The sequence below is a fragment of the Kitasatospora sp. MMS16-BH015 genome (genome assembly GCF_002943525.1).
In the GTDB taxonomy this organism is placed as follows: Bacteria; Actinomycetota; Actinomycetes; order Streptomycetales; family Streptomycetaceae; genus Kitasatospora.
In genome coordinates this window covers 2774969-2788795 of the sequence record NZ_CP025394.1, presented here as the reverse complement: position 1 = coordinate 2788795, position 13827 = coordinate 2774969, and the positions used below count along the sequence as shown (strand labels likewise).

The window sequence follows — 13827 nt, the reverse complement described above, 5'->3', positions numbered from 1 at the left end:
GGCAGCCGAGCAGCGAAGACTTGACCTGACCGTACGCTTCGGAGGACAGAACACCTCATGATCACCCCCCAGTCGCCCCGCGGCGAGTTCTACGGCGCCCGCGCCGAGGGCCGGTACATCGTCCCGCGCTTCGTCGAGCGCACCTCGCAGGGCGTCCGTGAGTACGACCCGTACGCCAAGCTGTTCGAGGAGCGCATCATCTTCCTCGGCTCGCAGGTCGACGACGTCTCGGCGAACGACATCATGGCCCAGCTGATGTGCCTCGAGTCGATGGACCCGGACCGGGACATCTCGCTCTACATCAACTCCCCGGGCGGTTCCTTCACCGCGCTGACGGCGATCTACGACACCATGCAGTTCGTGAAGCCCGACATCCAGACGGTCTGCATGGGCCAGGCGGCCTCCGCCGCCGCCGTGCTGCTCGCCGCCGGCACCCCCGGCAAGCGGATGGCGCTGCCGAACGCGCGGGTGCTGATCCACCAGCCGTACACCGAGACCGGCCGCGGCCAGGTCTCCGACCTGGAGATCCAGGCCAAGGAGATCTTCCGGATGCGCGAGCAGCTGGAGGAGATGCTCTCCAAGCACTCCAACAAGGACGTCGCCACCGTGCGTGACGACATCGAGCGCGACAAGATCCTCACCGCCGAGGAGGCGCTGGAGTACGGGCTGATCGACCAGATCATCTCGACCCGCAAGACCTCGCTCACGGACTGAGCCGGGTGGGGCGGGGCGTACGTCACTCCCCGCCCCGTTCCGGTCGGGCGTTCGGACCGGCACAATTCAGTGGAGGGCCGGTGCCGCGCAGGCGGCGCCGAACCCCGCGCGACGGCATCTGTTCGGTATCAATTCGCCCAGGGCGTACGGCAGACCTGCCGAAGACGGCGGATTCACCGGCTAGGCAGAGTACCGTCGAATAGCGAGACCGACCGCCTGGCTGCGGCCCGGCTCACAGCACCAGGCCCCGGACCCCCGCGGGGCCCCTGGCGAAGGGGAAGCACCTCGTGGCACGCATCGGAGACGGTGGCGACCTGCTCAAGTGCTCGTTCTGCGGCAAGTCGCAGAAGCAGGTGAAGAAGCTGATCGCCGGGCCTGGCGTGTACATCTGTGACGAGTGCATCGATCTCTGCAACGAGATCATCGAGGAGGAGCTCGCCGAGACCTCCGAGGTCCGGTTCGAGGAGCTTCCGAAGCCCCGCGAGATCTACGAGTTCCTCGACCAGTACGTGGTCGGGCAGGACTTGGCGAAGAAGTCGCTCTCGGTCGCGGTGTACAACCACTACAAGCGGGTCCAGGCGGGCGAGGCCGGCCGCAGCGGCGGCAACGGCCGCGAGGACGCCATCGAGTTGGCGAAGTCCAACATCCTGCTGCTCGGCCCGACCGGCTCCGGCAAGACGCTGCTCGCGCAGACCCTGGCCCGGATGCTGAACGTGCCGTTCGCCATCGCCGACGCCACCGCCCTCACCGAGGCGGGCTACGTGGGCGAGGACGTCGAGAACATCCTGCTCAAGCTCATCCAGGCGGCCGACTACGACGTCAAGAAGGCCGAGACCGGGATCATCTACATCGACGAGATCGACAAGGTGGCCCGCAAGAGCGAGAACCCGTCGATCACGCGCGACGTCTCCGGCGAGGGCGTGCAGCAGGCGCTGCTGAAGATCCTGGAGGGCACCACCGCCTCGGTGCCGCCGCAGGGGGGCCGCAAGCACCCGCACCAGGAGTTCATCCAGATCGACACCACCAACGTGCTCTTCATCGTCGGCGGTGCCTTCGCCGGCCTGGAGCGGATCATCGAGGGCCGCGCGGGTGCCAAGGGCATCGGCTTCGGCGCCAACATCCGCTCGAAGCGCGAGATCGACTCCAGCGACCACTTCCGCCAGGTCATGCCGGAGGACCTGGTCAAGTTCGGCATGATCCCCGAGTTCATCGGCCGGCTGCCGGTGATCACCAGCGTGCACAACCTCGACCGCGAGGCGCTGCTGCAGATCCTCACCGAGCCGAAGAACGCGCTGGTCAAGCAGTACCGCAAGCTCTTCGAACTCGACGGCGTGGAGCTGGAGTTCACCCGGGACGCGCTGGAGGCCATCGCCGACCAGGCGATCCTGCGCGGCACCGGTGCCCGTGGCCTTCGGGCGATCATGGAGGAGGTGCTGATGTCCGTGATGTACGAGGTGCCCTCGCGCCAGGACGTCGCCCGCGTGGTCGTCACCGGCGACGTGGTCTCCAAGCACGCGATCCCGACCCTGGTCCCGCGGGACATGATCAAGCGCGAGCGCCGCGACAAGAGCGCGTGAGGCAGGGCGAGAGGGGCGCGAGGCTGAGCCTCGCGCCCCTCTCGCGCGTCCGGACTACTTCTTGGCCAGCAGCTGGTCGCGCACCGCGCGGGTCTCCTGGGCGGCCTGGTCCTGGGTGAGGTTGAGCACCTCGCCGCCCAGCGCCAGGTGGCTGATGGTCACCGAGGCGCTGGTCGAGTGGTCGGCCCAGACGCAGATCGGCACCGAGAGCCCACTCAGGCTCGCCACCCCGCAGGAGAGCTTGCCGTCCGGGTCGGCGTCCTCCATCGGGTCCACCGGGCTGAGCGGGGTCTGCCAGGTCATCTTGCCGGAGGCGGTGATCTGCTTGGAGGCCTGGTCGATCACCGCGCCCGGGTCGGTGATGGTGCCGTAGGAGCCGCCGACGGTGAGCGAGTCCAGCGCCGGGCTGGTCTTGGAGTACGTGGTCAGCAGCCCGCCGTCGTAGGCGGTGTACCCGTTGCCCTTCTCGGAAGGGTCGCCCGGTATCTCGCGGTAGGACTTGCGGGTGTAGCCGCCGAGCAGGGTGACCGGGGCGTTCAGCTTGTAGTGCCCGGTGACCTTGGCCAGGTGCACCGAGGAGCCGGCCACCGTGGTGGTCCCGCTGCCGCCGGTCAGCACGTACACCCCGAGCCCGCCGCCGATCAGCACCACGGACGCGAGCACCAGCCCGATCACCAGACCGGCCCGGTTCTTCTGCGGCGGCGGGGGCGACGGGTAGCCGAAGCCGGGCTGCTGGGGGTAGCCGTACCCCGGCTGGGGCTGGGGCTGGGCCTGCTGCGGGTAGCCGTACCCGGGCTGGCCGTAGGGCGGGGGCTGCTGCTGGCCGTACCCCTGCTGCGGCTGCCCGTACGGCTGCGGCTGCGGCGGCCGGCCGTACGGCGGCTGGGGCTGGCCGTACCCCTGCGGCGGCGGGGCGCCGTACTGCGGGGGCTGTCCGTAGGGTTGCGGTGGCTGCTGCTCGTGGCCGTACATCGGCGTTCTCCCCCGGCTCGTCACTGTCCGTGCTCGAACAAGATCGTCCGGGCGTCGGGGCACGCTACCGTAAACTGTGCGTCGTGACCGACACCACGAACCAGCGCCCCGAGCAGCCCGTGCTCCCCGGGGACGAAGCCGCCACGCTCCCGACGACCTACGCTCCCGCTGACGTAGAGGGCGAGCTGTACGAGCGCTGGGTAGACCGCGGTTACTTCACGGCCGATGCGAAGAGCGAGAAGCCGCCGTACACCATCGTCATCCCGCCGCCGAACGTCACCGGTGCCCTGCACCTGGGCCACGCCTTCCAGCACACGCTGATGGACGCCCTGACGCGCCGCAAGCGGATGCAGGGCTACGAGACGCTCTGGCTGCCCGGCATGGACCACGCCGGCATCGCCACCCAGAACAAGGTGGAGCAGCAGCTCGCCGAGTCCGGCCTCTCCCGCCACGACATCGGCCGCGAGGCCTTCGTCGAGAAGGTCTGGGAGTGGAAGGAGAACTACGGCGGCAAGATCCTGGGCCAGATGAAGCGCCTGGGCGACGGCGTGGACTGGTCGCGCGAGCGGTTCACCATGGACGAGGGCCTGTCCAAGGCCGTCCAGACCATCTTCAAGAAGCTCTTCGACGACGGCCTGATCTACCGCGCCGAGCGCATCATCAACTGGTGCCCGCGCTGCCTCACCGCGCTCTCGGACATCGAGGTCGAGCACGAGGAGAGCCCCGGCGAGCTGGTCTCGATCCGCTACGGCGACGGCGACGAGTCGATCGTCGTGGCGACCACGCGCGCCGAGACGCTGCTCGGCGACACCGCGATCGCCGTCCACCCGGAGGACGAGCGCTACGCGCACCTGGTCGGCAAGACCATCGCGCTGCCGCTGACGGACCGTCGCATCCCGGTCGTGGCCGACGCGCACGTCGACCCGGAGTTCGGCACCGGCGCCGTCAAGGTGACCCCGGCGCACGACCCGAACGACTTCGCCATCGGCCAGCGCCACGGCCTGCCGAACCTCAGCGTGATGGACGAGCACGGCGTGATCACCGCGCACGGCCCCTTCCTCGGCCTGGACCGCCTGGAGGCCCGCGCCGCTGTGGTCGGCACCCTGCGCGAGCAGGGCCGCATCGTCGCCGAGAAGCGCCCGTACATGCACGCCGTGGGCCACTGCTCGCGCTGCCACACCATCGTCGAGCCGCGCCTCTCCCTGCAGTGGTGGGTCAAGGTCGAGCCGCTGGCCAAGCAGGCCGGCGACGCCGTCCGCGACGGCCGGGTGCAGATCCACCCCAAGGAGATGGAGCGCCGCTACTTCGACTGGGTCGACAACATGTACGACTGGTGCATCTCGCGCCAGCTCTGGTGGGGTCACCGCATCCCGGTCTGGTACGGCCCGGACGGCGAGGTCGTCTGCGTCGGCCCCGACGAGCAGCCGCCCACCGGCGAGGGCTGGCACCAGGACCCGGACGTCCTGGACACCTGGTTCTCCTCCGGCCTCTGGCCCTTCTCCACCCTCGGCTGGCCGGAGCAGACCCCGGACCTGGAGAAGTTCTACGCCACCGACGTGCTGCTCACCGGCCACGACATCATCTTCTTCTGGGTCGCCCGGATGATGATGTTCGGCTTGTACGCGATGGACGGTCAGGCGCCGTTCCACACCATCGCGCTCACCGGCCTCGTCCGCGACGAGTTCGGCAAGAAGATGTCCAAGTCGAACCCGAACGCCGTCGACCCGCTGGACTGGATGGACGCCTACGGCGCCGACGCCGTCCGCTTCACCCTGGCCGGCGGTGCCAACCCCGGTGCCGACGTGCCGATCGGCGAGGACTGGGTCAAGGGCTCGCGCAACTTCTGCAACAAGATCTGGAACGCGACCCGCTTCGCGCTGATGAACGGCGCCACCGTCGAGGGCCCGCTGCCCGCGCCGGAGGAGATGACGGCGGTCGACCGCTGGATCCTCTCCCGCCTGCAGGCCGTCACGGCCGAGGTGGACGCGCTGTACGAGGACTACCAGTTCGCCAAGCTCTCGGACGCGCTGTTCCACTTCGCCTGGGACGAGGTCTTCGACTGGTACGTCGAGCTCTCCAAGACCACCCTGGCCAAGGGCGGCCCGCAGGCCGACGCCGCGCGCCGGGTGCTCGGCGAGGTGCTCGACGTGACGCTGCGCCTGCTGCACCCGATCGTCCCGTTCGTCACCGACACGCTCTGGACGACGCTGACCGGCGCCGAGTCGCTGGTGATCGCCGAGTGGCCCAAGGCCGACCCCTCCCGCCGGGACGAGGCCGCCGAGGCCGAGGTCGCCACCCTCCAGCAGGTGGTCACCGAGGTGCGCCGGTTCCGCGCCGACCAGGGCCTCAAGCCCGGCCAGAAGGTGCCCGCCACGCTCGCCCTGGACGGCACCGCGCTGGTCGCCCACGAGGACGCCATCCGCTCGCTGCTGCGGCTGACCGCTCCCGAGGAGGGCTTCTCCGCCACCGCCTCGCTGCCGGTGGCCGGGGCCACCGTGGCGCTGGACCTCTCCGGCACCATCGACGTCGCCGCCGAGCGCAAGCGCCTGGCGAAGGACCTCGCGGCCGCCGAGAAGGAGAAGGCGCAGTGCGCCGGCAAGCTCGGCAACGAGGGCTTCCTGGCCAAGGCCCCCGACGAGGTGGTCGCCAAGATCAAGGCCCGGCAGGAGGCCGCCGAGGCCGACATCGCCCGGATCACCGCTCAGTTGGCGGCGCTGCCCGCGAGCTGACGGCAATCGCCCGCAGGGGCACCCGGACTCCGTCCGGGTGCCCCTGCGGCGTTTTCGGCAGGACCAAAGTCCCGTGCCGTCAGGGCCGAACGGCCCAACCGCTATTCGGCAGGTAATCCCCGGATCCTGATAGGCCGTTCGGCCGAATTCCTCACGTACCCTTGGCCCTCTGCGAACGTGCACGAAGAGAAAAGGGCGGGCCAATGGCGAGTACGCAAGCAAGGCGCGGTCAGGACATTGGCATCGATCTCGGCACCGCCAACACCCTGGTCTACCTCCGCGGCAAGGGCATCGTGCTCAACGAGCCCTCGGTGGTCGCGATGGACAAGCGCACCGGCGAGGTGCTGAGCGTCGGCGCCGAGGCCAAGCGCACCCTCGGCCGCACCCCCGGGGACATCGTGGCCGGCCGGCCCCTGCAGGACGGCGTGATCGCCGACTTCGAGGGCACCCGGCACCTGCTGCGCCACCTGCTGGCCAAGGTCACCGGCAAGCCGGGCCGGTTCTTCGGCCCCAAGCCCCGGGTCGTGGTCTGCGTGCCCAGCGGCATCACCGGCGTGGAGCGACGGGCCGTCATCGAGGCGGTGAGCAGCGCCGGAGCGCGCTCGGTGCATCTGATCGAGGAGCCGATGGCGGCGGCGATCGGGGCCGGGCTGCCGGTGCAGGAGCCCACCGGTTCGATGGTGGTGGACATCGGCGGCGGCACCACCGAGGTGGCCGTGCTCTCGATGGGCGGGATCGTCGCGGCCCAGTCGCTGCGCTGCGCGGGCGACCGGTTGGACGCCGCGATCATCCGGCAGGTCAAGAAGGACCACGGCCTGCTGATCGGCGAGCGCACCGCCGAGGAGATCAAGCTGGTGATCGGCTCCGCCGACCCCGACGCCTTCGAGCCGGAGGAGCCCACCGAGGTGGAGGTCCGCGGCCGGGACGCCGTCCAGGGCCTGCCCCGCACCGCCGTGGTGACGGCCGAGCAGGTCCGCGCCGCCCTGGATGAGCCGGTGGACGAGATCGTCGCGGCCGTGAAGCTCACACTGGACGAGGTGCCGCCCGAGCTCTCCGGCGACGTGATGGGCCAGGGCATCACCCTGACCGGCGGCGGCGCCCTGCTGCGCGGCCTGAGCCGCCGGCTCTCCCGGGAGACCGGCCTGCCGGTGCGGGTGGCGGAGAACCCGCTGGACTGCGTGGCCGTGGGCTCGGGCCAGTGCGTCGAGGAGGTCGAGGCGCTGCGCCGGGTCTTCTCGGTGAGTGCCTAGCCGCTCGCGGGTCTTGGATTCGCTTTCCGCCGAGGGGAATTGACGGTGAAACCGGGCCCGCTTTCCGGTTATTGCGCCGGACGGCATTTCTCGTGGCCAGTTGTGTTGCACGCGCGAGTTCACCGGAAGTTGCAGTTCCACTGTGTACGGTGAGCAGGAGTTCTCAGCGAGTGACTCATGACGGGAGGGAACGGCGTGGTGGTGACCGAGGAGTTGGCCGACGAACTGCCCGTGGCCGAGGTCGAGGCGGCGAAGGCGCGGGCGGCCGCGCTGCTGCTCGCCTTCCGGCACGGCAACCAACTCGCCTTCGACCGGCAGTTGGACGAGCTTTTCGACCGGCACGTGGAGCGCGAGGTGACCACGCTGCTGGTCTGGATCGCCGCCGAGTCCGTCCGCAAGGCCTACGCCCCCGAGGTCGGCGACCGGGTGCTGCGGGTGATGGCCCAGCGCGCGCCCGCCGACACCTCGGCCGTGGTGGTGGACGAGGAGGCGGCGGACGTGGCCCGGCTGATCGAGGCGGTCGGCGACGGCGACGTGGCCTCGGTGCGGGGGCTGGTGGCCGCCACCCCCGACACCACGTACCTGCTCGGCGGGCTGCTCCAGGCGGTGGCGATGATGCTCCCCCTCCTCCCGGAGGGGGAGGCCGAGGAGATCACCGCCGAGCTCCGGCGCCGCCACTGCTCCCGCATCCCGGAAGCCCGCCACTCCTGAGGGTTCAGGGCATCGCGTGCAGGTGCCCGCCCACGCTCGAGGCGATGCCGCCACCGGCGCTTGCGTCCCAGTTGGTGGACCAGGTCATCGCACCGCCGATCCCGGGCCAGGTCTTGGCCGGCTTGTACGAGCCGCAGTTGGTGCCGCTCGCCAGGCAGTCCAGGGCCGCGTTCACCACGCTCGGGCTGACGTACCCGCCGCCCGCCGCCGAGCCCGAGGCGGGCACACCGAGGCCGACCTGGCTCGGGGCGAGCCCGCCCTGGAGCTGGATGCAGGCGAGGGCGGTGAGGAAGTTCTCGGTGCCCTCCGCGTACACGTTGCCGTCGCAGCCGTTCATCGACCCCGAGTTGTAGTACTGCATGTTGACGATGGTCAGCACGTCCTTCACGTTCAGCGCCAGCTTGAAGTACTCCATCCCGGTGGACTGCATGTCGATGGTCTGCGGCGCCATGGTCAGCACGAACCCGCTGCCGACCTTGGCCGCCAGCGAGTGCAGCGCCTGCCCCAGGTAGGTGGCGTTGACCCCGTTCTCCAGGTCGATGTCCACCCCGTCGAACCCGTACTGCTGGACCAGCGCGTACGCGGAGTTCGCGAAGTTCGCGGCCGAGCTCGAGTCGCTGACCGAGACCGTCCCGTTCTGCCCGCCGACCGAGAGCACCACCCGCTTGCCGGCCGCGTGCTTGGCGGCGATGTCCGCCTTGAACTGCGCCGTGGTGTACCCGCCGAGCCGGCTGGAGAGGGTGCTGTCCAGCGTGAAGCTCAACGCCCCCGGCGTGCCCGTCGCATCCGCGAAGGCCACCGCGATGATGTCGTACGCGGCGGGCACGTCACTGATCTTCTGCACGGTGGCGCCGTTGTCGAAGTCCTGCCAGTAGCCGGTCAGCAGGTGCTTGGGCAGACCGCCGGTGGGCGGGGTGCTGCTCTGACTGGGGGAGGGGCTAGGGCTCGGGGACGGGCTCGGGCTGGGGGACGGTGGGACGGTGGTGGAGCCGGAGGGGCTGGGCTGCGGGGTGCCGGGGCCGAGCAGGGAGACGTCGTCGGCCTCGTAGGCGCCCTGGGCGTACCAGCCGTGCAGGTAGACCGTGACCTGGGTGGTGCTCGCCCCGGTGGTGAAGCCGGTCGAGAGCTTGCTCCAACTCGTGCCGGTGGTCCAGGTGCTGGGGTCGGTGCCGCCGGTGCCGGTGACGCCGAGGTAGGTGTACGGGCCTAGCACCCAGGCGCTGAGCGTGTAGGCCGAGGACGGTTTGACCGTCACGGTCTGGGTGCACTGGGCGGTGTCGGTGCTGCTCGGGGTGGCCTGGAGGGCGTACGAGCCGGAGTGCACCTGGCTGCCCTCCGGCGCACCGGAGTTGTTGCTGCAGACCCAGGGCGCGAGGTGGTTCCCGCTCTCGAACCCGCCGTTGGCGATCAGCTCGACATCGGCGGCCTGGGCTCCCGGACTGGCCATCAGCAGACCGACCAGCGCGAGGGCGGCGGCCACCATGGCGGCGAGGAAGGCGTTTCTGGGGCGTGCGTGCATGGCCGACTCCTGTGGGGGGAGGAGGTGCGCTGCGCTACGCCTCACAAGGTGGAGTAGACCAATGCCTCTGTCAAGGGCACCCGCGATGGGGCGTTGCCCCCGGGGCGCGGGGAACTGCGCGACCAGGGCACGACGGCGGTGCACGGTTGCGCGCGCAGTTCCCCGCGCCCCTGTTGTGGTTGCTCTGAGCGATTCCCCGCAGGTCCTGGAGCGACAGCTCTACGCGGCTCTGTGCAGCTCGGCCGAGGCCAGTTCGACCGTCAGCTGGGCGATCCGCGCCGAGGCAGAACCGTCGCCGTACGGGCTGGGGGTGGCGGCCAGGCGGGCCAGCCTGCTGCGGGTGTCGGCGAGCCAGGCGGCGGCCATGGTGGCGAGCTGTTCGCCGGGCTCGACCAGGGCGGCGAAGCCGGCGGCCACGGCCTCGGGGCGTTCGGTGGAGCGGCGGACCACCAGCAGCGGGCGCCCCAGCACGGTGCACTCCTCCTGCACGCCACCCGAGTCGGAGACGAGCAGCGCGGCGTGCCGGGCCAGGCCCAGGAACTCCGCGTACCCGACCGGCTCGATCACCTGGAGGCCGGCCAGCAGGTGGGTCAGGCCGAAGCGCTCGACGGCGGCCCGGGTGCGCGGGTGCATCGGGAAGAGCACCGGGTGGCCGAGGCCGCCGAGGCCGGCCAGCACGGCGCCGAGTGCCTCGGCGGTGTCGGTGTTCTCCGGGCGGTGCACGGTGGCCAGCACGTAGCCGTCGGGCCGCAGGCCGTACCGGTCGAGCAGGGCCACCCGCTCGGCCGCCCGCGGCAGGCCGGCCCGGACCACCTCGACCACGGTGTTGCCGGTGAGCGCCACCCGCTCGGCCGGGACGGCCTCCGCGCTCAGGTTGGCCAGGTTGTCCTCGGTGGCGGCGCAGAGCAGATCGGCGATGTGGTCGACCATGACCCGGTTGTGCTCCTCCGGCATCGCCCGGTCGTGGCTGCGCAGGCCCGCCTCGACGTGCACCAGCGGGATGCCCCGGGCGTTGGCGGCCAGCGCGCCGGCCAGGGTGGCGTTGGTGTCGCCCTGGACGACCACCGCGCCGGGGCGCTCCGCGGTGAAGGCGGCGTCCAGCTGGTCGAGCGAGGCGGCGATCTGCCCGGCCCGCGGGCGGCCGCCCACGCCGGTGAGCAACTCGGGCTCGGGCAGGTCGAGTTCGCGCAGGAAGCGACCGGACATCGCCTCGTCCCAGTGCTGCCCGGTGTGCAGCAGGCGGGCGGCGGGCCCGAGTTCGTGGATCAGCGGGGCGAGCTTGACCAGCTCGGGCCGGGTGCCGAGGACCACGGCGATCTGCGGCGAGGCGATACGGCGGGGGAGGGTGTGCACGGACATCCGAATTCTCCGATCGGGCTTCGAGTGGTCAGGCTTCGAGGGCGGTCGGGGCGCCCGCGGCGATGGTCTCGGCGTTGCGGCGGGTCTTGGCCCAGCCGTTGCGGCCGCGCAGCAGCCGGACGGCGGCCCGGGTGCCGACCACGAAGAGGTGGTAGGTGAAAAGCCAGAACAGGAGGCCCCAGAGCAGCCCGGTCAGCCAGGACCGGTCGGGGGTGACCAGCCGGCGGTAGGTCAGGCCCCAGAGCACCAGCGGCAGCGCGGCGAGCAGGAAGGCGACGGCCATCAGCGGGCCGAACCGCTCCTCGAAGCCGGCCGCGTCGCCCGGGTAGAAGACCCGGGTGGCGAAGGAGATGCCGATCGAGACCGGAGTGAGCACCACCAGGGCGACGGCGGCCAGCGGCTGGAGGAAGGTGTAGAGCACCTCGGCCTTGCCGCCCGGGCCGTACTCCTTCGAGCGCAGCACCCGGCCGGTGTACCGCAGGCACTGGAGGTTGCCCTGGGCCCAGCGGGTGCGCTGGGTGAGGAAGCGGCGGGTGGAGACCAGGCCCTCCTGGGAGACGTTGGTCTCGTGCACGTGGGTGAGGCGCCAGCCGGCCAGCCGCAGCTCCAGGCCGGATTCGTAGTCTTCCAGCAGGGCGCGCTCGGGCCAGGGGGTGCCGGCCTCGCCCGCGAGCGAGTCGAGCGCGGTGAGCCGGACGAACTGGCCGTTGCCGCCGAGGCCGACCGAGCCGGTGCGGCGGCGCAGCAGCTGCATCCCGGCGTTGCCGGCCTGGAACTCGATGTCCTGCATCCGCACCAGGGCTCGGGCGAAGGCGTTGCCGAGCCGGCCGCGGTCGGGGCGCGGTCGGGGGTCCTCGGCGTTGCGCATCCGGACGCCGATCTGCACGGCGCCGGTGTCGGGGCGGCCCATCGCGTGCGCGTTGGCGACCTGGGGGAGGGCGTCGGGGGCGAGCCGGCCGTCGGCGTCGACCACGCCGATCACCACCCGGGCGCGGTCGGTGCCGGGCGGCAGCCAGGCGGAGACCTCCCGGTAGGCGGCGTTCAGCGCGGCGCCCTTGCCGATCCGGGCCTGCGGGCGGCGGCGCTGCACCAGGTGGACGTCCCGGTCCCGTTCGGCGGCGGCCAGCACCAGGGCGCGGGTGGCGTCCTCGCTGTCGTCGTCCACCACCCAGAGGTGGGCACCGGGGCAGGCGGCGCGCAGCCGGGCCAGGGTCTGCTCGATCACGGCCTCCTCGTCCCGGCAGGGGATCACCAGGTGCCAGTGGAAGGAGGCGGGGTCGCCGGGCTCGGCCGGGCGGTTGTGCCGGAAGGCGTGCGCGGAGCCGCCCCAGTAGAGCAGGAAGCGGCCGAAGACGAAGACCATGTAGGCCAGCAGCAGGAGCGAGAGGGTGCTCGCCACCAGGAGGACGACAGCCTCGTGCGCCTGGAAGAAACCTCGCAACAGTGACCTCGTAGGGTAGAAAGCCATCGATAGATAGGCAAAACGTCACTGTTCGCCTGCGAAACAGAGGCTATACGATCCACTTGGTGAAGTCTTTACGAAGTGGCGGGGGTCACCGCGCCGTCGGGCCCGCCGACCCCCGTCCGTAGACTGTCGGCGTGAGTGACAAGGCCGAGCAGAACCCGTACACGATGCGCCCCGCCGACCAGGCCGAGAGCGCCGACCCGCTGCGTGAGGTGGAGCTCGCCCTCTCGAAGCGCTGGCCCGAGAACAAGCTGGAGCCCTCGCTGGTGCGGATCGAGGCGCTGCTCGACATCCTCGGCGAGCCGAACCGGGCCTACCCGGCGATCCACATCACCGGCACCAACGGCAAGACCTCCACGGCCCGGATGATCGAGCGCCTGCTCGGCACCTTCGAGCTGCGCACCGGCCGCTACACCAGCCCGCACGTGGAGTCGGTGACCGAGCGGATCAGCCTGGACGGCTCCCCGATCAGCCCGGCGAAGTTCGTCGAGACCTACCGGGACATCGAGCCGTACCTCGGGATGGTGGACGAGCAGCAGCCCGTCGCGCTCTCATTCTTCGAGGTGCTCACCGCGATGGCCTACGCCGCCTTCGCCGAGGCCCCGGTGGACGTGGCCGTGGTCGAGGTCGGCATGGGCGGCTCCTGGGACGCCACCAACGTGATCGACGCCCAGGTCTCGGTGATCACCCCGATCTCGCTGGACCACACCGACAAGCTGGGCAACACCACCGGCGAGATCGCGGTGGAGAAGTCCGGGATCATCAAGCCGGGCGCGATCGCCGTGGTCGCCCAGCAGCCGCTGGACGCCGCGCAGACCATCCTGCGCCGGGCCGTCGAGGTGGACGCCACGGTGGCCCGCGAGGGCATGGAGTTCGGCGTGCGGCACCGCGAGATCGCCGTCGGCGGCCAGCTGGTGACGCTGCGCGGGCTCGGCGGCGAGGACTACGAGGACATCTTCCTGCCCCTGCACGGCGAGCACCAGGCGCAGAACGCGGCGCTGGCGCTGGCCGCCGTCGAGGCCTTCTTCGGCGTCGGCGGCGCGCGCGGCGGGCAGCTGGACGTGGAGAAGGTCCGCGCGGCCTTCGCCGGGGTCGCCTCCCCGGGCCGTCTCGAGGTCGTCCGGCGCAGCCCCACCATCCTGCTGGACGCGGCCCACAACCCGGGCGGCGCCCAGGTGACGGTGGCCGCGCTGACCGAGGCCTTCGGCTTCACCAAGCTGGTCGGCGTGATCGGCACCAGCGGGGACAAGGACGTCACCGGCCTGCTGGAGGCCTTCGAGCCGGTGCTCTCCGAGGTGGTCATCACCCAGAACTCCACCCACCGCAGCATGCCGGTGGACGAGCTGGCCGCCGTCGCCGTGGAGATCTTCGGCGAGGACCGCGTCCAGGTCGAGCCCCGCCTGGACGAGGCCATCGAGGCCGCCGTCACCCTGGCCGAGGAGGAGGGCGACCTGACCGGCTGCGGCGTCCTCGTCACCGGCTCCGTCATCACCGTGGGCGAGGCCCGCCTGCTGCTCGGGAAGGCCTGACC

Annotated in this window: 10 protein-coding genes; 6 read left to right on the top strand and 4 right to left on the bottom strand. The window is 71.2% G+C overall.

Annotated features, from left to right (window positions below; genetic code table 11):
• The first annotated feature begins 57 nt into the window (after positions 1-57).
• Positions 58-714, top strand: coding sequence for an ATP-dependent Clp protease proteolytic subunit (locus CFP65_RS12085; RefSeq protein WP_104816106.1), 657 nt, complete (start codon positions 58-60; stop codon positions 712-714).
• A 287-nt stretch (positions 715-1001) separates the two neighbouring features.
• Positions 1002-2291: an ATP-dependent Clp protease ATP-binding subunit ClpX gene (clpX, locus tag CFP65_RS12080; protein WP_104816105.1), complete on the top strand. Its 1290-nt coding sequence runs from the start codon at positions 1002-1004 to the stop codon at positions 2289-2291.
• A 54-nt stretch (positions 2292-2345) separates the two neighbouring features.
• Here the strand turns inward: clpX and CFP65_RS38870 are convergent, their stop codons facing one another.
• On the bottom strand, positions 2346-3263 hold the full coding sequence (locus CFP65_RS38870) for a hypothetical protein (RefSeq protein ID WP_158702145.1): 918 nt from the start codon (positions 3261-3263) through the stop codon (positions 2346-2348).
• Between the two features lie 119 nt (positions 3264-3382).
• On the opposite strand from CFP65_RS38870, the gene CFP65_RS12070 reads away from it, so the two are divergent.
• From CFP65_RS12070 to CFP65_RS12060, 3 genes are all read left to right on the top strand, one after another.
• Positions 3383-5992 carry a valine--tRNA ligase gene (locus tag CFP65_RS12070; RefSeq protein ID WP_104820814.1) on the top strand — a complete coding sequence of 870 codons (2610 nt, stop codon included), beginning with the start codon at positions 3383-3385 and terminating at the stop codon, positions 5990-5992.
• 203 nt (positions 5993-6195) lie between these two features.
• A complete protein-coding gene (locus CFP65_RS12065; protein ID WP_104816104.1) occupies positions 6196-7242 on the top strand; it encodes a rod shape-determining protein in 1047 nt (348 codons plus the stop codon).
• 177 nt (positions 7243-7419) lie between these two features.
• Positions 7420-7953 (top strand): hypothetical protein, encoded by a 534-nt coding sequence (locus tag CFP65_RS12060; RefSeq protein ID WP_158702144.1) that lies wholly within the window; start codon positions 7420-7422, stop codon positions 7951-7953.
• A 4-nt stretch (positions 7954-7957) separates the two neighbouring features.
• Here the strand turns inward: CFP65_RS12060 and CFP65_RS12055 are convergent, their stop codons facing one another.
• The 3 genes from CFP65_RS12055 to CFP65_RS12045 form a co-directional block, all read right to left on the bottom strand.
• On the bottom strand, positions 7958-9472 hold the full coding sequence (locus CFP65_RS12055; RefSeq protein WP_371682407.1) for a chitinase: 1515 nt from the start codon (positions 9470-9472) through the stop codon (positions 7958-7960).
• Between the two features lie 219 nt (positions 9473-9691).
• Complete coding sequence (wecB, locus tag CFP65_RS12050; RefSeq protein WP_104816102.1) at positions 9692-10831, bottom strand: non-hydrolyzing UDP-N-acetylglucosamine 2-epimerase; 1140 nt, start codon at positions 10829-10831, stop codon at positions 9692-9694.
• Between the two features lie 28 nt (positions 10832-10859).
• Positions 10860-12272, bottom strand: a complete 1413-nt coding sequence (locus tag CFP65_RS12045) for a glycosyltransferase family 2 protein (protein ID WP_371682406.1) — start codon at positions 12270-12272, stop codon at positions 10860-10862.
• Between the two features lie 191 nt (positions 12273-12463).
• On the opposite strand from CFP65_RS12045, the gene CFP65_RS12040 reads away from it, so the two are divergent.
• A complete protein-coding gene (locus CFP65_RS12040; RefSeq protein WP_104820812.1) occupies positions 12464-13825 on the top strand; it encodes a folylpolyglutamate synthase/dihydrofolate synthase family protein in 1362 nt (453 codons plus the stop codon).
• The last annotated feature ends 2 nt before the right edge of the window (positions 13826-13827 follow it).

Excerpts from the sequence above, each read along its gene's own strand:
- CFP65_RS12055 (WP_371682407.1), bottom strand. The coding sequence starts at position 9,472 with ATGCACGCACGCCCCAGAAACGCCTTCCTCGCCGCCATGGTGGCCGCC.
- CFP65_RS12040 (WP_104820812.1), top strand. The coding sequence starts at position 12,464 with ATGCGCCCCGCCGACCAGGCCGAGAGCGCCGACCCGCTGCGTGAGGTG.
- wecB (WP_104816102.1), bottom strand. The coding sequence starts at position 10,831 with ATGTCCGTGCACACCCTCCCCCGCCGTATCGCCTCGCCGCAGATCGCC.
- CFP65_RS12085 (WP_104816106.1), top strand. The coding sequence starts at position 58 with ATGATCACCCCCCAGTCGCCCCGCGGCGAGTTCTACGGCGCCCGCGCC.
- CFP65_RS12060 (WP_158702144.1), top strand. The coding sequence starts at position 7,420 with ATGACGGGAGGGAACGGCGTGGTGGTGACCGAGGAGTTGGCCGACGAA.
- CFP65_RS38870 (WP_158702145.1), bottom strand. The coding sequence starts at position 3,263 with ATGTACGGCCACGAGCAGCAGCCACCGCAACCCTACGGACAGCCCCCG.
- CFP65_RS12065 (WP_104816104.1), top strand. The coding sequence starts at position 6,196 with ATGGCGAGTACGCAAGCAAGGCGCGGTCAGGACATTGGCATCGATCTC.